The organism is Lysinibacillus sp. FSL P2-0066 (assembly GCF_037969495.1).
Taxonomy (GTDB): domain Bacteria; phylum Bacillota; class Bacilli; order Bacillales_A; family Planococcaceae; genus Lysinibacillus; species Lysinibacillus boronitolerans.
In genome coordinates this window covers 1,528,850-1,552,092 of the sequence record NZ_CP150202.1, presented here as the reverse complement: position 1 = coordinate 1,552,092, position 23,243 = coordinate 1,528,850, and the positions used below count along the sequence as shown (strand labels likewise).

At 39.3% G+C, this 23,243-nt stretch carries 19 protein-coding genes; 5 read left to right on the top strand and 14 right to left on the bottom strand.

From position 1 onward, the window contains the following. Positions 1-112 precede the first annotated feature (112 nt). From MKZ14_RS07455 to MKZ14_RS07445, 3 genes are all read right to left on the bottom strand, one after another. Positions 113-2,380, bottom strand: a complete 2,268-nt coding sequence (locus tag MKZ14_RS07455; RefSeq protein ID WP_258860633.1) for a DEAD/DEAH box helicase — start codon at positions 2,378-2,380, stop codon at positions 113-115. Continuing rightward, the gene (locus tag MKZ14_RS07450; protein ID WP_036077559.1) at positions 2,355-2,738 is read right to left on the bottom strand and encodes a YppE family protein; all 384 of its coding nucleotides are present in this window, start codon (positions 2,736-2,738) and stop codon (positions 2,355-2,357) included. Before MKZ14_RS07450 ends, MKZ14_RS07455 begins: the two co-directional genes overlap by 26 nt. 209 nt (positions 2,739-2,947) lie before the next feature. Then, positions 2,948-3,142, bottom strand: coding sequence for a hypothetical protein (locus MKZ14_RS07445; RefSeq protein WP_036077560.1), 195 nt, complete (start codon positions 3,140-3,142; stop codon positions 2,948-2,950). A 380-nt stretch (positions 3,143-3,522) separates the two neighbouring features. Between MKZ14_RS07445 and recU the strand changes: the two genes are divergently transcribed. Together recU and MKZ14_RS07435 are read left to right on the top strand one after the other, a co-directional pair. Beyond that, a complete protein-coding gene (recU, locus tag MKZ14_RS07440; RefSeq protein WP_036077562.1) occupies positions 3,523-4,167 on the top strand; it encodes a Holliday junction resolvase RecU in 645 nt (214 codons plus the stop codon). 2 nt (positions 4,168-4,169) lie between these two features. Then, on the top strand, positions 4,170-6,848 hold the full coding sequence (locus MKZ14_RS07435; RefSeq protein ID WP_258860635.1) for a penicillin-binding protein 1A: 2,679 nt from the start codon (positions 4,170-4,172) through the stop codon (positions 6,846-6,848). Positions 6,849-7,009: 161 nt separating this feature from the next. Here the strand turns inward: MKZ14_RS07435 and MKZ14_RS07430 are convergent, their stop codons facing one another. The 6 genes from MKZ14_RS07430 to MKZ14_RS07405 form a co-directional block, all read right to left on the bottom strand. Continuing rightward, positions 7,010-7,324 carry a YpoC family protein gene (locus MKZ14_RS07430; RefSeq protein ID WP_016994288.1) on the bottom strand — a complete coding sequence of 105 codons (315 nt, stop codon included), beginning with the start codon at positions 7,322-7,324 and terminating at the stop codon, positions 7,010-7,012. Beyond that, positions 7,321-7,983 carry an endonuclease III gene (gene nth / locus MKZ14_RS07425; protein WP_016994289.1) on the bottom strand — a complete coding sequence of 221 codons (663 nt, stop codon included), beginning with the start codon at positions 7,981-7,983 and terminating at the stop codon, positions 7,321-7,323. Before nth ends, MKZ14_RS07430 begins: the two co-directional genes overlap by 4 nt. A gap of 12 nt (positions 7,984-7,995) precedes the next feature. Next, positions 7,996-8,724 (bottom strand): DnaD domain-containing protein, encoded by a 729-nt coding sequence (locus MKZ14_RS07420; RefSeq protein WP_339280767.1) that lies wholly within the window; start codon positions 8,722-8,724, stop codon positions 7,996-7,998. A gap of 77 nt (positions 8,725-8,801) precedes the next feature. Beyond that, positions 8,802-10,097: an asparagine--tRNA ligase gene (gene asnS / locus MKZ14_RS07415; RefSeq protein ID WP_333005871.1), complete on the bottom strand. Its 1,296-nt coding sequence runs from the start codon at positions 10,095-10,097 to the stop codon at positions 8,802-8,804. Positions 10,098-10,125: 28 nt separating this feature from the next. Beyond that, positions 10,126-11,319 (bottom strand): pyridoxal phosphate-dependent aminotransferase, encoded by a 1,194-nt coding sequence (locus MKZ14_RS07410; protein WP_016994291.1) that lies wholly within the window; start codon positions 11,317-11,319, stop codon positions 10,126-10,128. A gap of 16 nt (positions 11,320-11,335) precedes the next feature. Then, the gene (locus tag MKZ14_RS07405) at positions 11,336-11,818 is read right to left on the bottom strand and encodes a DUF5590 domain-containing protein (protein ID WP_016994292.1); all 483 of its coding nucleotides are present in this window, start codon (positions 11,816-11,818) and stop codon (positions 11,336-11,338) included. Between the two features lie 439 nt (positions 11,819-12,257). On the opposite strand from MKZ14_RS07405, the gene MKZ14_RS07400 reads away from it, so the two are divergent. Further along, entirely contained in the window at positions 12,258-13,826 is a 1,569-nt protein-coding gene (locus MKZ14_RS07400) for an IS1182 family transposase (RefSeq protein ID WP_339280766.1), read from the top strand. Between the two features lie 104 nt (positions 13,827-13,930). Here MKZ14_RS07400 and MKZ14_RS07395 read toward each other — a convergent pair whose 3' ends face one another. Next, positions 13,931-15,355 carry a tetratricopeptide repeat-containing diguanylate cyclase gene (locus MKZ14_RS07395; protein WP_339280765.1) on the bottom strand — a complete coding sequence of 475 codons (1,425 nt, stop codon included), beginning with the start codon at positions 15,353-15,355 and terminating at the stop codon, positions 13,931-13,933. Positions 15,356-15,676: 321 nt separating this feature from the next. Here MKZ14_RS07395 and MKZ14_RS07390 point away from each other — a divergent pair, with 321 nt between their 5' ends. Continuing rightward, positions 15,677-17,524 (top strand): multicopper oxidase, encoded by a 1,848-nt coding sequence (locus tag MKZ14_RS07390; protein WP_339281010.1) that lies wholly within the window; start codon positions 15,677-15,679, stop codon positions 17,522-17,524. A 61-nt stretch (positions 17,525-17,585) separates the two neighbouring features. Here the strand turns inward: MKZ14_RS07390 and MKZ14_RS07385 are convergent, their stop codons facing one another. Both MKZ14_RS07385 and MKZ14_RS07380 read right to left on the bottom strand, forming a co-directional pair. Continuing rightward, entirely contained in the window at positions 17,586-18,836 is a 1,251-nt protein-coding gene (locus MKZ14_RS07385; RefSeq protein ID WP_339280764.1) for an MFS transporter, read from the bottom strand. A gap of 194 nt (positions 18,837-19,030) precedes the next feature. After that, positions 19,031-19,912, bottom strand: a complete 882-nt coding sequence (locus tag MKZ14_RS07380) for a LysR family transcriptional regulator (protein ID WP_016994297.1) — start codon at positions 19,910-19,912, stop codon at positions 19,031-19,033. Positions 19,913-20,041: 129 nt separating this feature from the next. Between MKZ14_RS07380 and MKZ14_RS07375 the strand changes: the two genes are divergently transcribed. Then, positions 20,042-21,244: an MFS transporter gene (locus tag MKZ14_RS07375; RefSeq protein WP_339280763.1), complete on the top strand. Its 1,203-nt coding sequence runs from the start codon at positions 20,042-20,044 to the stop codon at positions 21,242-21,244. Positions 21,245-21,352: 108 nt separating this feature from the next. Here the strand turns inward: MKZ14_RS07375 and MKZ14_RS07370 are convergent, their stop codons facing one another. Both MKZ14_RS07370 and MKZ14_RS07365 read right to left on the bottom strand, forming a co-directional pair. Continuing rightward, a complete protein-coding gene (locus MKZ14_RS07370; RefSeq protein WP_339280762.1) occupies positions 21,353-22,588 on the bottom strand; it encodes a Zn-dependent hydrolase in 1,236 nt (411 codons plus the stop codon). 186 nt (positions 22,589-22,774) lie between these two features. After that, complete coding sequence (locus MKZ14_RS07365) at positions 22,775-23,233, bottom strand: nucleoside deaminase (protein WP_016994301.1); 459 nt, start codon at positions 23,231-23,233, stop codon at positions 22,775-22,777. Between the last annotated feature and the right edge of the window lie 10 nt (positions 23,234-23,243).

The following is a 23,243-nucleotide window of genomic DNA, read 5'->3' as shown; positions in this document are numbered from 1 at the left end:
TTGCAAGAGTAACATGATTGTTAACCTCATTCAAAATATTCTTCGCCTCGACTTACCATGAATACAAATAAGAGGGTGGAAGAACCAATTCGCGTTCTTCACCCTCTGTTTGCTAAGCCATTAATTGTTGCAGTAATTTAGCTACCTTCCCTTTTGTTTGAAGCAATGATTCTTGTGCCCCAATACAGGAAGGACAGCCTGATTCACATGCACAATTTGCGACATGCTCATATGTTTTCATGATTAGTTCTTCCCAGAGTTCATATACCTTTTCACTTAAGCCGATGCCACCAGGATACTTATCATAGACAAAAAACGTTGGCTGCTCATTATGTGTAGCCTTCACCTGCGGTACAACGGCTACATCACTACTATCACATTGGATAAATAAAGGAATGAAGGCGTTCATCGCATAGGCTACTCCAGTCATAGCATCTGTTAGCTCTTCCTCAGTCCATTTATCTGGTGCTGTAAACGATAGCCACGAAGCACTTGTATGCATTTCATCTGGTGGTAAATGTATAGGTCCTGAGCCAATATTGTCATGTGTGCCGAAGCGGATTTTCTTGAAAATCGTTGCTTGTGCAACTAAGCCAACATCGCCAAAGCAAATCGTACCGCCCGCATATGAACGGTTACGATCTTCCTCTAAAACTTTCATTTCAACGGCTAGATTGGCATCTGTATAGTAATCAACATCTACTTCACGTACGTAGGCTTTCTTTTCCTCCCAGTCAAGCTTCTCTACTTGGAATTGAATACCTTGGTGCAAGTAAATGGCTTCTTCATGTAAGAGTGTCATGGCACTATGACGATCCATTTCACCAATAACCTTTGTCTGTGCAGGAATGGTAAGATCAATAATGACTACATTTTCCTGTGACGCTGAACGTAAGCTAATATCATGTGCCGGGAAACGATCACTCATCCAATGCCATTTATCACTTGTCTTAAATACTACCCCTTCCTCTGCTAAATACTCCAACAATTCCTGTATGTCATATTCTCCATACGTATCGCCTGTTGAGAAAGGTAGCTCGAAGGCGGCACATTTCAAATGATCCATTAAAATCAACATATTTTCTGGATAAATACGTGCTTCCTCTGGTGTACTGCCTAGTAAAAATAGTGGATGATTGACCACATACTGGTCCAATGCCGAAGATTGCGCAACATAAATAATCAATGCCTCATCCTGACGTCTCCCTGCACGTCCTGCTTGCTGCCAAGCACTCGCAATATTTCCTGGATAACCGGTCATAATACATGCTTGTAATTGACCGATATCGACACCTAATTCTAATGCATTGGTGCTAACTACTGTTTGAATCGTCCCATCACGCAAGCCTTTTTCGATGACACGTCGCTCAGATGGTAGATACCCACCGCGATAGCCACGTACAGATTCATCGAGTAGCTTATTACGTGTCAGTTCCTTTAAATAGGTTACAATCATTTCTACTCGTACCCGACTTTTGGCAAAAATAATGGATTGAATGCCGGCCGTGTACAGCCTTTTAGCTAAATCACTAACCTCTAATACTGCACTTCTACGCACGCCAAATGTTTTATGAATAATCGGCGGATTGTAAAAAAGAAAGGTTTTCTTACCAACTGGAGCACCCGAATCAGCAATGAGCATATGTGATTCATTCGTTAACAGCTCAGCAAGCTCTTTAGGGTTTTTAATGGTAGCTGATGTACAAATAAACACAGGTTTACTACCATAAAAGTCACAAATTCTTTTTAATCTCCGAATAACATGCGCCACATGGGAACCAAACACACCTTTGTATGTATGCAATTCATCAATCACGATATATTGTAGATTTTCAAAGAGTGAAACCCATTTTGTATGATGCGGCAAAATCCCCGAATGAAGCATATCTGGATTCGTCATCACGATATGCCCCGCCTTACGAACCTTTTGGCGAATACCTGGAGCTGTATCTCCATCATAGGTATAGCTTAAAATCTCCTCACCACTTTGCTCGATTAGTTCATTCAAATCATTTTTCTGGTCCTGTGCCAGTGCCTTTGTTGGAAATAAATAAATGGCACGTGCATTTTTATCTTCCATTATTTTTTGTAGCACTGGTAGATGATAGCAGTAGGATTTACCGGAAGCAGTTGGCGTCACCGCAGTAAAAGACGTACCACTCTGCGCCAAATCAAAAGCCTCTCGCTGATGTGTATAAAGCTGCTCAATACCACGTGCCTGTAAGGCTTTCACTAATGACGGATGTAAATTCCTCGGAAAAGGTGCATAGTTAGCCGGGCGACCTTCTAATGTTTGCCAGTGCAGGATACGCTCTTTCAGTTCTTCATCATATCTCCACTCTTGTAAAAGCTCACTAATCGTTCGTTTCTTCGATAGCATCCGTTACTGCCTCCTTTACTAATCGTTCAAATATTTTCAATGTATAGGAAGTAGAATGAATCGCATCTAAAAAACGTTTTTTACTCGTTTCTTTATAAAAAGATTGCACAACAAATTGCTCCATCGACTCTACGGCTGAAGCAATTTGTTGCGTATGCATGTATTTCGGTCGATTTTTTTGAATCCATGTATTGGCTTCTTGCTGCCATTCCTTCAAAAGTTGATGGATTTCATCTGCATGTGGCTTTACCTCTTGAAAAAAATCAGGTGTTCGATCTTCCTCACGCATTTGCCAAAACCGGGAAACGCATTGATCACATTCATCTATTAATTTGGATGTTTGCTGGATAACTAACAATTTTGCACCTCATCTCTCATCAATTACAAATAGCAAATATATTTCGTAGTGATGGCATATACATGGTGAGTATGTCTTGTCCACCACTTCAGCTATGGAAATATCACTGCTGATGACACCAATTTACCACAGCATTATGGCAAATATTGTATCATTCTTCATGCTATTGCGTTACTTCAATTGCTATGAGATAAGTGTACCAAAGTCTATCATTTTTCACTACTAATAGGCGAACAAGCATTCTTTACTTGCCAGTTCTTTTCTGCTAAGCTTACTTTCTGGCTAACCGCTTTGAGCTGCATAAAAAAATGCAAACGATGAGCATTGTTTTCCAGTGACACTCTCGTGAAAAGTAATTGATTGACCAGATCTAACTGCGCAACTAATTGTTCTAACTTGTTCAAAATAACGCCTCCTTTGCTTTACTTTAGTATTCCTCGTATGTATAGAATTACCTTCATACGTGACAAAATAAGCGTAAGTTAGCTGAAAGAAGAAGATTTTCGATAAAATTTTAAGAGCGAACCTCCCACCAAAAAAATCGTCATGAATGAAAGGTCACTGTGTGAGTATATTTTCATCCCAATGACCTACTTAAATTTATCAGTTATTTTGACGATTTGAGTAATAATGAAGCTGGCGATTTTTCGACGCAAATTATTTATACTTACCATCTGTTTTCTACTATTCTAGTAACAATTTCATGACTGATGGAGGTAGAGAACCGCTATTAAAACATGGTAAACTAGTGGATAGAAAAGCAGTAAGGTAAAGGGTGAGCTTAATGACAATTCGTTATCCAAACGGGAAATTGTATACCCCAAATGCTTCTGTACAGAAAACAGAAAAAAAGAGCAAAAACAAAGATTTATCTTTTAGTAATCGTGGGAAGACGCTAGAAGATGAAATTAATGAAGCAAACGACTATTATATAAAAAGGCGACTTGCTATCATTCATAAGAAACCTGTTCCTGTGCAAATCGTCAAAGTAGAGTACCCTTCACGAAGTGCTGCTGTCATTCGTGAAGCTTATTTTCGAACACCCTCTACAACCGACTACAATGGTGTTTGGAATGGGCATTATATAGATTTTGATGCAAAGGAAACAGCTTCCAAAACGAGTTTCCCCTTAAAAAATATTCATGAGCATCAAATGACACATATGCAGCAAGTGACGGAACAAAATGGTGTGGCTTTTATTATCGTTCGCTTTTCTGCTTATGAACGATATTTTATTGTGCCATATGAAGTTTTACAAAAGGCCTGGCAAGCAATGGAGAATGGCGATCGTAAATCGATACCCTTTTCGATCATCGAAGAAGAGGCATATGAAATTCCCACGAGCTATTATCCGCGTATCGATTATTTACCCATCATCCAACAATTGATTGATGCAAAATGCTACGGGTCTGAAAGTGAGGAGAAATAAGAATGACTGAACGTCGTCGAACACGTGGAGAGCATCAAAAAGCTCTCGCTGAAAAAAATAAAAAGAAAAAAACGAAACCAGCCTCATCGGCTAAGTCATGGTTTAAACGCATTTTCTTAACAGTCTTAGCAATCGGTGTAGCAGGCTTAATCGGAGGAGCTGCATTATTTGCCTTCTATGCAAGCTCGGCTCCAGAGCTCGATGAAGAATTACTGAAAGATCCCGTTTCTTCAGAGTTCTACGATAAAAACGGTGAATTATTTGCAACAATCGGTGCTGAAAACCGTAAATATATAAAATATGAAGATATACCTGAAGATATGATCAATGCTATTCTGGCTACAGAAGATGTACGCTTTTTTGAGCATCATGGTATGGATTTTTATCGTCTAGGCGGTGCTATTCTAGCAAACTTCCGTGATGGCTTTGGTGCGCAAGGTGCATCGACTTTAACACAGCAAGTAGTCAAAAACTCATTTTTACAAAACGAGAAGAAATTAAAGCGTAAAGCACAGGAAGCATGGCTTGCCTTCCAATTAGAGCGTAAGTATACAAAAGAAGAAATTTTTGAAATGTACTTCAATAAAATGCTTATGTCAGGTCGTATCTATGGCTTCGGCACAGCCGCACAATATTTCTATGGTAAAGAATTAAAAGATTTAACATTAGATGAAGAAGCATTATTAGCAGGGTTAGTGCAACGACCAAATGCGTATAATCCATTAAAAAACCCTGAGCTTGCAAAAAAAAGACGTAATACTGTTTTAGGTTTAATGTATCAACATGGAAAAATTACTAAAGCCGAAATGGAAGAAGCGAAGAAAGCAGAAGTTCAATCAGGTTTAGCGGATGACGCAACACGACAATCATTTGCAGGTTCCAAATATGATGCCTTCCTTGATGTTGTTATTAACGAATTAGAAAATAATGGTGACGGTTCGGCAATGGCAGAAGGAATCAAAGTCTATACGACGCTTGATCCAAATGCTCAACAAGTTGTAGAAAATGTGATGAATGATGATAGTAATTTCCCAACTGAAGATATTCAGTCAGGTGTGGCGGTTGTTGATACAAAAACAGGTGCCATTCAAGCCGTTGGTGGCGGTCGTAAATATGGTGCAGAACGTGGCTGGAACTATGCCGAGGACTTAACAAATAATCAACCAGGTTCCACAATGAAACCGTTAGTTGACTATGGGCCAGCAATCGAATATTTAAAATGGTCTACAGGTCAAACACTTGTCGACGAACCAATGAATTATACAGGTACAAAGCAAACAATCACAAACTGGGATGGCAGATATATGGGTGCCATGACTGCACGTAAAGCATTATATGCTTCACGAAATGTTCCAGCTGTCAAAACATTACAGGAGGTAGGCACTGACAAAGCCAAGGAATTTGTTGGACGTTTAGGAATTGAAACAGAAAACCTTTATGAGTCAGATGCAATTGGCGGTGGTGCTATTACTATCTCTCCTATTCAAATGGCAGCTTCCTATGCTGCTTTCGGTAATAACGGGGTCTATACAGATCCACATTCGATTACAAAAATTGTTTATCGTGATGGTAAAACGTCTAAAAACTATACACCTGAGTCTAAAGTGGCTATGAATGATTATACGGCCTATATGGTAACAGACATGCTACGTGATGTAGTCAGCAATAAGCCTGATGCTTCAGGAACTGCTGCCAATGTGCCTGGCTTAGATATCGCAGGTAAAACAGGTACAACCAACTATTCAGCAGAAGACTTTAACAAATATAATTTACCAAATACAAGTGTGCCAGATTCATGGTTTGCTGGTTACACAACTAACTATTCCATCGCTATATGGAGTGGCTATGAAAAACACTTTGATCCAATTACAACGTGGGAAGAACGTCGTTTACCACAAAACTTATTTAAGACGATTATGCAAGAAATTTCAGCGAATGTTGAGACAGCTAGCTTTAAAAAGCCAAGTACTGTTGTAGAAGCAACGGTGGAAGTAGGCTCTAATCCTTTAAGATTGGCAAGTGACTATACACCTAGCGAACTACGGCAAACAGAGTTATTCGTTCGCGGAACTGAACCAACAGAGGTTTCTGAGGTATATGAGGCGCCAGAATTATCTACACCTTATAATGTTTCAGCAAGCTTAGATTTAGGAGCACAGTCTATCAATATTTCTTGGGAACATGATGCCATCCTAAATCCAGAAACGGATGAACCATTACCAACTTCATTTGAAGTTTCTGCCACACGTGAAGGTGGAGAAACGGTTATCCTTGGCACAGCAGATACTAAAGGCTTAACGGTTGCCAACACGCTTGAAGATGGTAATTATACAATCTCTGTCGTAGCTATTGTAGATGGCACACGCAGTGAGCCTGGAACAACTACCTTCCAGATTACAAGTACCTCTGAGGAAGATTTGGAAACGGAAGATCCAGATGAACCAGATATTGATTTACCGATTGATCCTGGTCAAGAGGACAATGATCAAGGTAATCACAATAATGGCAATGGCAATAACGGCAATAACAACAATAATAATGGTAATAATGGGCATGGTAATGGCAATGGGCATGGTAATAACGGCAATGGTGGAAACAATGGCAATAATGATGGTAATCAGCAGCCAACACCTCCTACAGAGCCTACCAACCCAAATGAAGAAGACCAAAGCTCAGAATAAAAAAAACCGAGAAGCAGTTCATTCACTGCTTCTCGGTTTTTTATTAATGAAGGATCTGAGGAGGCTATCCGTCAGTTTTGACGTTCTATCCGCCACTTCTTACACTCTATCCTTCACTCTACACAGTCTATCCGCCACTTTTCGCGTCCTATCCATCTACTCTAGCTTTTACTAGCTTGAATCCGCAGTCGTGCTGTGCGCTTTTTCGTTTCTTTAAATAGCTCATCTAGTTGACGATAGCATGCATATTGACCTGGCTTAGCTTTGATAAAGGCTAGTCGCTCAACCCCATTAATGGGTAGCACTTCATCGCCTGCAGCTTGCACTAGTTGTTCAAATAGCTCAATAGCTTCTTCCATTAGCCCTTTTGCTAGACCGTTTCTGGCATCATGCGCTGTATGGATAGCGGCTTGTAGTGTAGTCCATTGGGCAAACCATGCATCTACTTTGTCTTTTGCAATGGCTTCACTATTCATGCTTCCTTCACCAGGCCTTTCTTTAAACGCTTTTGCCCTTCACGACAATCGTCGAGTAAAGGACAAGTATGGCATCCAGGATTTTGGGCCTTACAATGATAACGTCCAAAGAAAATTAATTGGTGATGTGTTTTTGACCATTTGTCCATTGGCGTTTTCTTCATAATCGTTTCTTCCACTTCAAGCACCGAATCTTTCCATCGACAGAGCCCAAGGCGTTTGGATACTCGCTCCACGTGGGTATCCACTGCAAGCGCTGGAATATCGAAGGCTACTGACAGCACAACATTGGCCGTTTTTCTTCCTACACCTGGTAATGTCACCAATGCTTCACGTGTTGCAGGGATTTCGCCACCGTACTCATCTAGTAAACGTTGACATAGAGCCTGAATGTTCTTCGCCTTATTGCGATAAAGGCCAATAGAGCGAATATCCTGTTGCAACTCCTCTAAAGAAACAGCTAAATAATCTTCTGGTGTTTTATATTTTTGAAATAAGGTTTTCGTTACTTTATTGACTAGTACATCTGTACATTGTGCAGATAATAATGTGGCAATCGTTAGCTCAAAAGCATTGTCATGGACGAGCTCACAATGTGCATCGGGAAACATTCGATCCATTTCTTCTAGACAATGCTCCCACTGTTTTTTCGTTAACAAACTGGATGCCCCCTATTCTCTTTCTTCCAACCAATTGTAAAAAGGAACTCTACCCGTTGATTGTGTTTCTTGTTGAACTGTTCGAGCTGGTGCTCTGTTAATGGTCTGTTTCTCACGGAACTGTTCACTTTGCTTTTGTGCTGCTTGTGGTGTTGTAATATTTTTCTTTTTCCATTCTAATAAAATGCGATCAATATAGCGAATACTCAGTTTCCCAGCAAAGACAGCCTCCTTGAGCGCCTCTTTGATGAGTGCTGGACTATGCTTGTCCTCATCAAGCCAGCATCCAATTTTTTCAAGTTCTAAAGGAGATAAAAGGCGCCCCATTTCCTCTTCAAAAAGACGGAATATCTCCCCTTCTTCTTGTTGAAGTGTCACTGCCGTTTGTTGCTGCTCTTTCATATCGATCATCTGCAAAATGCGCTCCCATAGCGGGTATACGGAATACTTTTCATAAAGCTTCCCACCCGCATCAACATCTCGTGTAATTTCAAGAAAACCCTTCTGCATTAATCGCTGCAAACGTGATGTAATGTCATTGTCAGACATTGTGAGACGGTTCTTTAGATCATTAGGTGTTGGGAAGTCATTCTCCTCCATATGAAAGGCTAATAAGTGCATGACAATTAGTGCCTCTTCATCCTCCATATTTAACTCCTTATAAAACTGAAAAAAAAGCTGAGGAATGGGAATCATTCTCTGCTCAGTCCATGTACGGAGTCGATGATTATTTACGTTCATTATTCTCCAGACTCCTTCTTTAAGTAAGTAGAAAAGCCGCGTAGATAGTTCACTACGCGACTTTTAAATTGATTAGCTTATGGATATAAGCGGTTCAGTAAACGTGGGAATGGAATTGTTTCACGGATATGCTCTGTGCCTGAAATCCATGCTACAGTTCGCTCTAACCCTAGACCAAAGCCTGAATGCGGGACAGAGCCATGTTTGCGAAGCTCTAAATACCAAGCATAGGCATCTAATGATAGGTTATGCTCTTCCAGACGTGATTTTAATAGATCGTAGTCATGGATTCGTTCAGAACCACCAATAATTTCTCCGTAACCCTCTGGTGCAATTAAATCAGCACATAATACAACATCATCACGATCTGGGTGTGGTTGCATATAGAACGGTTTAATGCCTACTGGGTAACAAGTAATAAATACTGGTTTGTCAAATGAATTCGCAATCGCTGTTTCATGTGGCGCACCAAAATCATCGCCCCACTCAATATCGTCGAAGCCTTTTTCGTGTAAAAGCTTTATCGCATCATCATAAGAAATTCGAGGGAATGGCGCTTTAATGTTTTCAAGTGTTGATGTATCACGGCCAAGTCGCTCAAGATCTAATTTGCAGTTTGCAAGTACAGATTGTACGATGTGCGCTACATATTGCTCTTGTACTTCTAAATTTTCTTCAAATTCTACGAATGCCATTTCAGGCTCAATCATCCAAAACTCGATTAAATGGCGACGAGTCTTAGATTTTTCAGCACGGAAAGTTGGACCGAATGAGAATACTTTTCCTAAAGCCATCGCAGCCGCTTCCATGTAAAGCTGACCAGATTGAGATAAATAAGCATCTTCATCAAAATATTTTGTATGGAACAGCTCTGAAGTACCTTCAGGCGCAGAACCTGTTAAAATTGGTGGGTCCATTTTTGTAAAACCGTTGTTGTTGAAAAATTCGTATGTAGCGCGAATAATTTCATTACGAATTTTCATAATGGCATGTTGTTTACGAGAGCGTAGCCATAAATGACGGTTATCCATTAAAAATTCTGGACCATGTTCTTTTGGTGTGATTGGGAAATCTGTTGCTGCATGTAGTACCTCGATACCAGTTATAGCAAGCTCACAGCCAAAGCTTGAACGTTCGTCAGCTTTCACCTCTCCAATCACATACATAGAAGTTTCTTGCGTCATCCCTTTTGCCGTAGCAAAAATTTCTTCGCCTACTTCTTCTTTCACTACAACGCCTTGTACAAAGCCAGAGCCATCACGTAGCTGTAGGAACGCGATTTTTCCGCTTGAACGTTTATTGGCTAACCAAGCGCCAATTTTGACTGTTTCACCGATATGCTGTGGCATATCTTTAATCATAATTTTTTTCATAGAAATCCTCCAAAGTTGACTAGAAGGATTAGTCTTGCCATTTTGATTTTACAAATGTATCAATACGACGGACTGCCTCTTCTAATAAGTCTAAAGATGTAGCATAAGATAATCGCATAGTAGTTGGTGTACCGAAGCCAGAGCCTGGAATCACTGCTACGTTTGCTTCTGTTAAAATATCCGCAGCAAATGCATCTACTGAATCATAGCCAGTGTGAGCCATAGCCTCTGCAACGTCTGGTAATAGGTAGAATGCACCCTGCGGCTTTAATACATGGAAGCCAGGAATAGCACTTAGCTGCGGGTAAATTTTTTCAAGACGAGATTCAAATGCTTGACGCATTTCCTCTACCGCATCCTGAGAGCCATTATACGCCTCCACAGTTGCATATTGTGCTGTTGTTGTCGCATTAGATGTTGAGTGTGATGCAAGGTCAGTCATTGCTTTAATAATGTCTGCGTCACCTGCAGCATATCCAATACGCCAGCCTGTCATAGAGTGAGATTTTGCCACACCATTTACAACGATTGTACGTGCTTTCACTGCATCAGAAAGTTGTGCAATTGAAAAATGCTCAATACCATTGTATACAAGCTTCTCATAAATTTCATCTGACACGATTAAAATATCTTTTTCTTCTGCAACAGCAGCAAGTTCTGCTAGCTCTTCACGAGAATAAATCATGCCTGATGGGTTACTAGGAGAATTGATAATCACTGCTTTTGTCTTGTCTGTCACAGCTGCTCTCAGTTGATCCGCTGTAATTTTATAGCTTTGTTCACGTGTACCTTCAACATATACTGGTACGCCGCCAGCTAATTTCACTTGTTCTGGATAAGACACCCAATAAGGAATTGGAATAATAACCTCGTCGCCCTCATTTAAAATCACTTGGAATAGCGTGTATAAAATATGCTTTGCCCCTACACCAACAATGATTTCATTTGGCTGATAGGCAAGGCTATTGTCACGTTGAAGCTTATCAATAATGGCTTTTTTCAGAACTGGAAGTCCACCAGCAGGTGTATATTTTGTATATCCTTTTTCCATTGAATCAATGGCAGCATTTAAAATATTTTGAGGTGTATTAAAGTCTGGTTCACCAGCTCCAAGACCAATAACATCAATACCTTGCTCTTTCAATGCTTTTGCTTTTGCAGTAATCGCTAATGTTGAAGATGGTGTTAAAGTTTTTACACGTGTTGCTAATAAATTTTTCATTCGGGATCTACTCCTCTTATAAATTCGTAATGCGCTTCCACCAGTCGCCATCCTTAAACAAAATATAGACATAGTTGAGCTGGTCGTGGTCGTTCAAATACGTAATTTCCCAAACTGCGCCAGGCTCCTCATAGCCTAATTTCATGTGGAGGACTTTTTGTACATTTCCTTCATTTTTAAAAACCGATAATGCTTGCTTTTCCGTAATACCATCTTCTAATAACACTTCCTGAATGGAATCCTCGTCTAGATTCGTCGGAACAAAGACAGCTTTTTTATCACCGTATTCGTCTACCCCGAACACAGTAACATACGAATGTTTGCCATTATATGTGTAGGACTCCGATACAATTGCGAGGGCTTTGGCATCGAGTGCCAACTGTTCAGCCTGCTCTTCAATTGAACGGAACGGAGCCTCGGCTTTCCAGAGTACTAAAATACTAATGACAAGTGACAACGAAACAATAAAGACAGAAATGAAAATTAACCAGTTTTTCATCTATTCACCTTATGTTTCACATCGAGCTGTTTTGGCATAACACATAGCTGATGCATGTGTGTGTCTATAACTGTGTAACCATTCATTTTGCTTTCCATTTTGTCAACCTGCTTTCTTTCCTCATACCACAACATTATACAACAATTTTGTGCTGTCGTGTTTCTTAATTTCATATATTGTACGTTGCTAGAACAACGTTTTCAAATGATGACTACAGTAAATTTCATTCCACCACATAGAAGCCTCATTTTGGGTATAAAAAACATGGTCCTTTCACAAGAAAAAGGGGCTGGGACAAAACCCATCTCTAAACTAAAAAGCCGATGAAATTTTACGATTAGTAAAATTTCATCGGCTTTAAATTTTTTCATAAATAATAAGGACCACTTCTGATAAAATTAAGTCACCACAACCAAATTATACAGAAAGAAGGATCCTTATGTTTAAAGATTATAACATGAATCAATTAGTTTTGCCTTTAGATTTAGAAGTAAAATTACAAAAGAATGATATTGCCTTCCATGTCCATCATTTAGTCGAAAGTGTCCCGCCTGAAGCGTTTGAACCATTCCTTCGAAATGAGGGCTGTCCTGCCTACCATCCACGAATGATGCTTAAAATTATCTTATGCGCCTACACGCAATCTGTCTTTTCTGGTCGTAAAATTGAAGCGCTTTTAAAAGACAGTATTCGGATGATGTGGCTAGCTCAAGGGCATGAACCAACCTACCGCACAATCAACCGATTCCGTGTCCAACCAGACGTAAAAGAGTTAATTCGTCAATGCTTCGTTCAATTCCGCTGCCAGTTGGTACAAGGGGGATTAATTGACCAGGAAGCTATTTTTATTGATGGAACAAAGATTGAAGCGAATGCGAACAAGTTTACATTCGTGTGGAAAAAGTCGATTGAAAAATATCATAACGGACTAATTGAAAAGTCAAACCAGCTTTACGATGAGCTGCTTGAAAAAGAAATCATGCCAGAAATTGAACGGGAAAATGAAAATGAATTAGCATTGGAAGACCTCGCTCGAATGGTTGAAAAAGTAGATGAAGTAATTTCTGAATATGATCGAAAAATTGAGGATTCATCAGATGTAGCAGAGCGAAAGGCTTTAAGAACGGAACGGAAATTCCCAAAGCAAGCTCGGAAAAAATTAATCGACTATATTGAACGCAAACTAAAATATCAAAGAGACTTCGAAATCTTTGACGAACGAAATAGTTATTCGAAAACAGACCCGGATGCGACATTTATGCGTATGAAAGATGACTATATGAAAAATGGTCAATTGAAGGCAGGTTATAACATACAAGTGGCAACAGAAGGTCAGTATGTGCTTGCCTACAGCATTTTTCCGAACCCAACAGATACACGTACATTAATCCCATTTTTAGATGAAATCGAACAACGTTATTTTAAGTTACCCAAACACATTGTCGCAGATGCCGGATATGGCAGTGAACAAAATTATGATGATATCCTTTCGAATCGTAAGAGAGAAGCCTTAATCACGTACAATATGTATTTAAAAGAACAGAAGAAAAAGCATAAGCACAACGAATTCAATACAGCGAACTGGGATTATGATAAAGAACATGATCGATACACTTGCCCAAACCAACAACAGCTTGTATTTAAATATCGTACCACGAAAACAGATCAATATGATTTCAAGCGTGAGTTTAAGATATACGAATGTGAAGACTGTTCCGGATGCCCTCTCCGTTCATCGTGTACAAAAGCAAAAGAAGGAAATAATCGTAAGATAATGGTGAATGAGAAGTGGGAAGAACAAAAAGAATATGTGCGAGCAAAGCTTTCAGAAGAAAAAACAAGTACCATTTATCGTCAACGTAAAATTGACGTGGAACCAGTTTTTGGATTCTTGAAGGCTAATTTGCGTTTCACCCGATTTTCTGTACGAGGAAAATCGAAGGTTGAAAACGAGATGGGCCTCGCATTAATGGCCGTGAATTTAAGAAAATTCACAGCCATTAGCTAAGATCTATAGGAAGACTACATAAAAATAGAGAAATCCGAATTTGAATTCATTCAAATTCGGATTTCTCACTAATTGAAGCTAGTTATGTCCCAGCCTCTCTGTCATTATGATAATTCGTATAGCACGCAGCTAGCACGACCATTCGCTTTTGCTTGGTATAAACAGCTATCTGCTTGCTCAAATAGCTCCTTGTATTGATAGTTTTTCTGATTATTCACACAAGCCCCCATACTGACACGTAAAGGATAGCTTTGCTGTTCTTGTTCGAGCTTTAGTGAGAGCAAATAGGCATGTGTGTTATGGACCAATGTTTTGATATAGTCTTTTTGCGAATGCCTGAAACAAAGGATGAATTCATCTCCACCATAACGAATAATTTTCACATCTTCATCCTGTAAAAAATCCTGCAAGCTGTTAGCTAAAAGCTGTAAAATCATATCTCCAAATAAATGACCATGCGTATCGTTAAATAGTTTAAAATAATCGACATCCAAAACCGTAATACATACATAGGATTGCGTTATTTCGGCTGCATTGAGCCATTCCTGTAGCTCATAATCTAAAAAATGACGATTTAAAACGCCTGTTAATGGATCATAATGCGCTTTTTTCTCAAGCTTTTCCTTTTGTCGCTTAAATTCCAAATTCATTACTTGTTGTAATAAATTTGCAACACTCATTTTTTCCGAGAGATCAATATATTCACGCTGTACATCAAAAATTTCATCTCGCCAATCCAATTGATACAATACATTTAAGAGTAAGCGCATCACTTTTTTTGTAATAGGCTTATCTCCATAAGATTGGGCAAGATCTATGGCTTGTTTATAATAGAATACGGCTTCTTCAAGCTTTTGTTGCTTTTCAAATAAAAAACCGTAGCCAAACAATGCCGCTACCTTTTCTCGTTTATGGTGATGAATAATGTCAGAAGATAACGTCCTGTCCAGCAATGCCTTCCCCGTTATAAAATCCCCTTCTAAAATATACACATCTGCTAAATTATTATTAATACGAATATCATGTAATTTTGCTAGATCAGGCATTGTTCTAGCTAAGGATTTATTATACTCTCTAGCTAATAGCCCCGCTTGAAGTGCTTCCTTTGTACAGCCCTTCTCTACCTCTAAATAGCACAGATTATTATGACAGCGAACAAGCATGATAGGATCTTGTAGCTCCTGTGCATAGGCGATAGATTTTTTTGTCATCTCCACCGTTTTTTCACGGATGCCAACTAAATCATAGATTAAGGACATCACTAAATGATACTGCATTAAATCTTTTGTCGTACCATAATCTTGACAAATGGCCTCATACTCATGAATTAGGCTGACCATGCTTAATGTGTCACCTAAAGAATGATGAACTAATATTTTTTGATAGTACAAATCCATAGCATATGGATAGTTATTGCTCTCTAATGCGACTAAAAGACCTTGATCAGCAAGCTTTAGTGCTTCCGTTAAATACCCCTTTGTGCGCATCTCCATTATCGTTTTATTTAATTCTTCTAATGTTAATTCCACCGTTTCACCACTTCTCCATGCTCCATATCATCCAGTTTACTTTGTGCTTTCTCAATTATAAGACATATTTATTCACTTCGTCCGCCTTTTTCGTAAGATACCAACTATTACCTACAACGCATACATCTCTTGTGATGATTGTTTAAAAACCTTACATCTGTTTGCTTTAAAATGAATCATTTTATTCCCATAATATGTAGTTAAATTTTTTATGTTCTTTACACATTTTTCTCCATTTTTGTCCCCGTTACCTGTTGTTTTTACCCATATGATGAGTCAATTAGCTTTTTTAGTATCGAAAAGGGACGTGATGTTGTGAGTATGCAAATTAACCCTTCTGATCCAGCAACGATTCCAAAATTTGTAGATGAACTTCCAAAACCAATGATCGCCAAACCAAAATACAGCAGAGGGCAACAGAAGAATGATTATTACGAATTGGTCATGATGGAAGGCCAGCATCGTTTTCATAAGCATTTTCCAAACTCATTAATTTGGGGCTACAATGGGCTTTACCCAGGACCAACCATCGAAGCTTCTAAAGATAAAACGATTTATGTGAAATATAAAAATCAGCTGCCCTTACAGCACTTTTTGCCAGTAGATTTTACACTTCATGCTGCCAACGATTCACAAGAAGTAAGAACAGTTACTCACTTACATGGTGCCAATGTGGATTGGCAGAGTGATGGCCATCCTGAAGCATGGTACACAAGAGACTATCGGCATACTGGTCCAAAATTTAATAAGGAAATACATGAATATACGAACCATCAGCCTGGCACTACCATGTGGTATCATGACCATGCCATGGCTTTAACACGTTTAAATGTATATGCAGGATTAGCAGGCTTTTATTTACTCAGGGATGCCCTTGAGGAACGCTCTAACTTACCATGTGGCGACTATGAATATCCGATTTTAATACAAGATAAATCATTTAATGAGGATGGCTCATTGTTTTATCCTGATGAACCCCCCTTTCCCGTGCCCGTTCACCCCTCTATCACACCAGGCTTTGTTGGCAATACGATAGTGGTTAACGGAAAACTATGGCCTTATTTAGATGTAGAGCCACGTAAATATAGATTTCGTTTTCTAAATGGCTCTAATCGACGTGGCTATGTCATCAGTCTGTCAAATGATCAGCCAATGTTTCAAATTGGTACAGATGGTGGTTTCTTACCAGCCCCACAACTTATTCAATCTGTCGAGTTGCTACCAGCTGAACGTACGGATGTCATTATCGATTTTTCAAGCTGTGCTGGACAGGAAATTACCTTACTTAATACTGATACCGATTTTAGTGATGAACATACAAACGTGATTATGCAGTTTCGAGTAACTGTGCCTTTGAAATGTGGAGATACAAGTGATATTCCAGAAAGACTTGCCGTTTCTATGGATCTACATCCACACCATGCACATATTGAAAGACAACTACCATTGACGGCGACTACCGATGAGTTTGGGCGACCTATGTTGCTATTAAATGATCGTATGTACCATGATCCGGCAACGGAAAAACCTTCTTTAGATAGTGTGGAAATTTGGAATTTTATTAATGCGACACCCTTTATCCATCCTATTCACCTGCATCTCATTCAATTTAAAATTCTGGAACGAAGGCCGTTTGATTTAGATATCTATCAAAATGAAGGCATCGTTCAATTTACAGGGCCGCCTGAAGAACCAAGAGACTATGAGCGAGGTTGGAAGGATACGGTGAAGGCTGACGCTGGAAAGGTGACGAAAATTATTATGCATTGGAAAGATCATATCGGGAATTATATGTGGCATTGTCATTTCCTAGAGCATGAGGATCATGATATGATGCGACCCATTCTCGTTATGAAAGACGTCCATGCTGTCCAGCAGCCGCATGTAGCAGTAGAACATCCAGCAACACATCAAGAAGCAACAGCTCCCACAAATCCTACGAGCACGACAAGTACTACCCATCATAGCGAATCTTCAGCACCACTATTAAATGCGGTAGAACACTCATCACATGAGGAAGAAAGGGTAGACTCACCTACTGAAGAGGAATCCATTACTTTTCATATAGGAGATAATACACAACATATGCCAACACTACTGTTTCCAGCCCTTCCTTCCAATACTAATACCAGCAGAAATAGGCCTCAGCGTAGAACCCGAAGATTTTAGCTAAGTATTGCTATACAAAGAAAACTACCAATGAAAAGGTGGTTTTCTTTGTTCTAGCAATTTATTTAGCCTCCAATCGCCATATTTTTTTCGTTACGAAGGCTAATAATAATACACACATAGATATCATAAGGACTGGTATATAGATGTTGCCTTGAAAGAACTCAAATAACAACCCATACCCCATTTGCCCAAGTGGTGCCATACACTGTGATACTGCCATCATAATCGCCATGACCTTCCCTAATTGTTCATTGGGTGTTTCTTTTTGGACAAGGGTTATTACGTAAATGGAGATGATCGTCATCATCATCGCAATGATAAGAGCACAGCCAATAAATAAGCTATACGAGGGATAATAGCCAATTTGAAGTGCGCGAGGGAGCACAGCCATAGACATGGGAATTACCAAAAAGGCTGACACCAATACCCAAATATAGAGGGTGTGAATATGCAGCTTTTTTGCAAAGTAACCCATTGTTAACGCGCCTAAAATCGTCGCAAAATCAATAATGCCCATTCCTATTCCATACAATGTATCACTACTTTTCATCGTGACACGAAGAATAATAGGCACACCAACGATAAAAAGTGGAGTCAATAGTAAATTCAATAAAGCAGCAAGTAGCGTACATTTTAAAATAAAAGTTTGCTTCACCACATAAGTAAAACCTTCTTTCATGTCTTTGATTAAGGTCGGCATCAAATGACCATCATAGCTACGTTTCACAAATGGGATTGTCATAAACATTTCTACAATAGCCGTAAAGAAAAATAATAAACCACTTACTATGACGAGAAGTTTGAGGCCAAGCATTCCATATAGTATCCCCCCTAGCACAGGTGCTGTCACTCCTGCTAATGCCTGGACCCCATTGACGATCCCATTAGCCTGCTCAAGCTTTTGTTCGCTAACTAATAGCGGAATACTAGCCATTACAGCTGGCGTGTACATTGCACTAATGAATGAAAGAAGCACCATAACCAAGCCAATCCATAGTACAGAATGATTGTCTGTTAGTAATACAATAAAAAAAATCAATACAATGCCACTACTGATAAAATCAAATAGGACCATTAGATTTCGTCGATTAAAACGATCTGCTAGAGCACCACCAAATGGTGTAAGTAAAACAGGTAGGCTTGAAATTGCAAAAAGTACAGCAAAAAGATCTGCCCGTCCTGTTATATCTAAAACAAAAAGTGAAAGAGCAAATCTTAAAAGCGCAGAGCCCAAAATAGAAATAATCTGCCCCACTACCATAATGATAAAATCTTTCGAAAAGCCTTTTTCTTTGACTAGCATTTCCATATAAAAAACACCCCTTACTATTCTTAGACCGACAGTCGGTCATTTAATGTGTTAAAAAAATGTAGGCGCAAGTTGAGGCTTTACAAGCTTCTTGGTCTTGCCCTACAGAAATAGACTGACTGTCGGTTTATAAATAGTATATGTGAACGCTCCAAAAAAAGGAACATATTTTTATATCTTCCTTTTTGTTATTCCTATTTGCTTTTAAAGTAATGTTTAATTTGCTCAATCATAGCTGTTGTTGCCTGACTGACATAGCGATCTACGCGGTAAATAATGGATAAGCTACGGCTTGGAGCACCATTTGAAATACGTATACTGCACAATGTAGGATCATTCATTTGTTGGAGCAAAGGATAGGGTTGCACTGTTACACCAATATTGGCTCGAACAAGATTCAGAATGGACGTGACAGAGCTTGTCTCAAGAATAGAATGGAGATGAAAACCATGCTTTTTTACAGCCTCTTCTACAACCTCTCTACCAAGAAAGCCTTCTGGATACATCACCATAGGAAGGCCCTCTAATTCAGCAATTGGGATCACTGTTTGCTTTGCCAATGGGTGCTCCTTTGAAACGGTTAGTACATATTCTTCTTTACATAAAGGGATAATGACCAATCGATCATCTGATTCAACATTCGTCCCAATACCGATATCCACTTCATTTTCGAGAACCTGCCGCATAATATCGATGGAAGCAAGTATCTTTAATTTTACCTTTGGAAACTTTTGATGGAAATCTATCACAAGCTGTGTGATCCGATAATCAAGGTCAGATGGCATGATGCCAATACTTATTTGTCCCCCTTCAAGCGCCTGTAAATCTTTAATCGAATCTTTGACATTTTGTAATGTATTAAATACCTCTGTCGTATAGCTAAACAAAAGGGAGCCTGCCTCAGTCACAACAATTTTTTTGCCAATACGATCGAACAATGGCATTCCTAGCTCATCCTCCAGCACTCGTATTTGCTGGCTTAATGTTGGCTGAGAGATGCCAAGTTTCTCAGCAGCTTTTGTAAAATGTAGCTCCTCACAGACTGCCATAAAATAATGCAGATGCCGTATTTCCACATGGATCACGCCCTATCATAGTTTATAACTATCATTGTAATAGTAATAATAGTATTGTTCAATCATTCTAATTCCTATAGACTTCAATTTGGGCTTACTATTTATTTGATATGACGGAGAGAAAAGACAATGCATATAAATCGCAAAATTATACCAATTATCGCCATTATTTTAGCTTCTTTTAATTTACGGCCTGTCATTACTTCAGTGTCCCCTTTATTAGGAACTATTCGTCAGACTTTACAAATGAGCGCAGCTACTGCTAGTTTGCTAACTTCTTTAGCTGTGCTCTGTATGGGCTTATTTGCACCTTTCGCAATCAAACTAGCCAATCGTTGGAGCATCGAGCGAACTATCGCTTACGCTCTTATTCTTATTGGACTAGCAACTGCAGCCAGATATTTTGCTAATACTGCCTGGGCCATGCTAGTAACGGCCTTGCTATCAGGCATTGGCATTGCCATCGTGGGACCATTATTATCAGGCTATATTAAGGAGAAATTTGCAAACCCTTCCCGTGTAGTAGGTATTTACTCGCTAGCACTTGTAGTAGGAGCTGCACTTGGCTCAGGGCTTTCTATTCCATTAAGCCATCTTTTTCATTCATGGCAAGCTTCTGTTGCCTCTTGGGCTATTCTTGCTTTAATCGCTTTATTCTTTTGGTGGAAGCCAATCGAACAGAAAGCAGCTACAGCAACAGTCACAGATTCACCTAGTTTAAGCATCAATGCGAAGCAAATGTTACTGAGTCAAAAGGCATGGCTTTTAACAGGCTTTTTTGGTTTGATGGCCTTCATGTTTTATACCATCATGGCTTGGTTACCTCCCATCGCTGAAAATTTAGGCTATAGCAAACACGACGCTGGAATGATGCTGACACTATTAACTGTTGCCCAAATGCCAGCTACATTTTTAGTGCCTATTTTAAATAACCGTTTTCAGCATCGAGCCGTATGGCTAGTAGGTAGTTCATCATTAGAATTAATTGGTTTATTGATGCTACTGTTTTCTTATAATCCTTGGCTGAGCAGTATGCTAATTGGCATTGGTGCAGGTGGGCTATTCTCATTAGGGCTAACATTGCCAATTGATGAGGCAAAAGATATTCACGAGGCTAGCTTCTTAGCTGCCATGACACAATCAGTTGGCTTTGTATTTGCTGCTTTGGGCCCTTTCTTTGTCGGTCTTGTTCGAGATTTCACAGGCAATTTTACAACTGCCATTATTGGCATGATTATCCTCGTCATTGTGATGATTTTGATTCAACTTAAAATTGGAAACCAGAAGGAACCGCAAATACATCCTATTCACATGAAAAAGACGACTTTCTAACAAGGAAGGTCGTCTTTTGATAATGGAATCGATTTTGCGCCTTTGTTGTATTGCCTACAGGGGGTGACACTGGCAATACATGTAGCGTCTTCACATGATAATTGCTAATTAGCTGACTGAAGCATATTTTAGAACAACTGCCTCTAAAACATCAATTCCTATTAATATATCTTCAAGCTCTGTATGTTCATCAGGATGATGACTTAAACCATCCACTGAAGGAATAAAAATAAGGCCAACTGGTCCGAGCCTCGTCATATTCATAGAATCGTGACCTGCTCCACTTTGCATATAGTGATAGGAGAGTTTCTTCTCTACACAAATCGTTTCTAAATCTTGCATTAGCTTTGGAGAAAGTAGGACAGGCTCCTCTGAGCTAATGACATTGTATTCAATCGTAAGCTGTCTCTTTTGTTGAACGTTTGCAATAACCGTATAAAAATGCTGAAGAACTCTTTCTCTTGATTCCACAGAGGATGATCGGTTATCTACAGTTAACTCCACTTCACCCGGAACTACGTTCATTGAACCTGCCACGACCTCTAGTATCCCAACTGTTGCCACAGTGCCAAACTCCTGCTCTGCTATCGCTGCTTTTTCCAATTCTAATGCCAATTCGGATGCTCCTAAAAGAGCGTCCTTTCTCATATTCATTGGAGTCGTGCCTGAATGGGACGCTTTTCCATTTAACTTCATTAAAAGGCGAACTGGTGCTGCTACCCCTGTGACAATACCAATTTTCTTTTCATAGTTAATTAGCAATGGTCCCTGTTCAATATGCAATTCAAAAAAGGCATGGAATCCCTCCTCTACTCTTGTTGCTTGATCAACACTACTAAAATCAAGTCCACAATGCGCAAAAGCCTGCTCCATCGTAATACCATCTCGATCAACTAAATGGCGATATTTTTCTTTATCGATTAGTCCTGCCATTGCTTTACTGCCTACTGTCGACACACCAAATCTTGAAGACTCCTCACAGGCAAAGGCGATAATTTCAATTGGATGTTCTGTCACAATAGATCGCTCGTTTAATCGCTTGATGACTTCTAGGGCAGCAGTTACGCCCACAACACCATCATATTTACCGCCTTGATAGACAGTATCTAAATGGGATCCCATGACAACAGGCTGCAATCCTGGCACACTGCCTTCTCTTCGAGCAATAAGATTACCACAATGGTCAATATGAATTTGAAGATTTTCATCTTTACATAAACGAATAAAGGCATGTAAACAAGCCTGTTCTTCATTCGTATAGGCAACTCTCGTAATTCCTTTCTCGCCTGAATTGTATTGATTCATTTTATCTAGTAATTGTTGATAACGTTCTTTATAGATCATGTAAACAGCTCCTTTTGAAGAATTACGAAGATGAAAATCAACCAAATGTACGCTTGTATAGTATCTTTTTTCATTGTATCAATTCTTTTACACTTTTTTGATTGAAAATTAGAAAAGGGATTCTCCATAACGAGATCCCTACTCTAATTCACTGGAAAGACTTAAGCAGACTATGACTGCTCCAATCTATTTACTATTCGCCATTTTGTCATTGAAATGATGGAACAATGCATCACATTCTTCGGTCGTTTCAATTTTTTGCATGTTCAGTACACTTTTATCTTTACCCGTTAAGTAATCACGTAGATGCATATCAGAGAAGCCATGTACATGAGCATCTTCTGCTGTATTACAATAATGAACTTCTTTTATACCAGACCAAATGATAGCGCCCACACACATTGGACATGGTTCGCAAGTAGCGTAGATAACACAATCCGATAAATCCATTGTGCCAAGCTTTTTAGAGGCTTCACGAATGGCTACTATTTCTGCATGTGCAGTGATGTCTGTATCACGCATCATTGTATTGCCAACAACAGCGATGATTTCATCACCTCTTACAATGGTTGCACCAAATGGTCCACCAATATTTTGTTCGATACCTTCTTTTGTTTTGTCAACAGCTAGTTGAATATAATCCATACCGTGATTC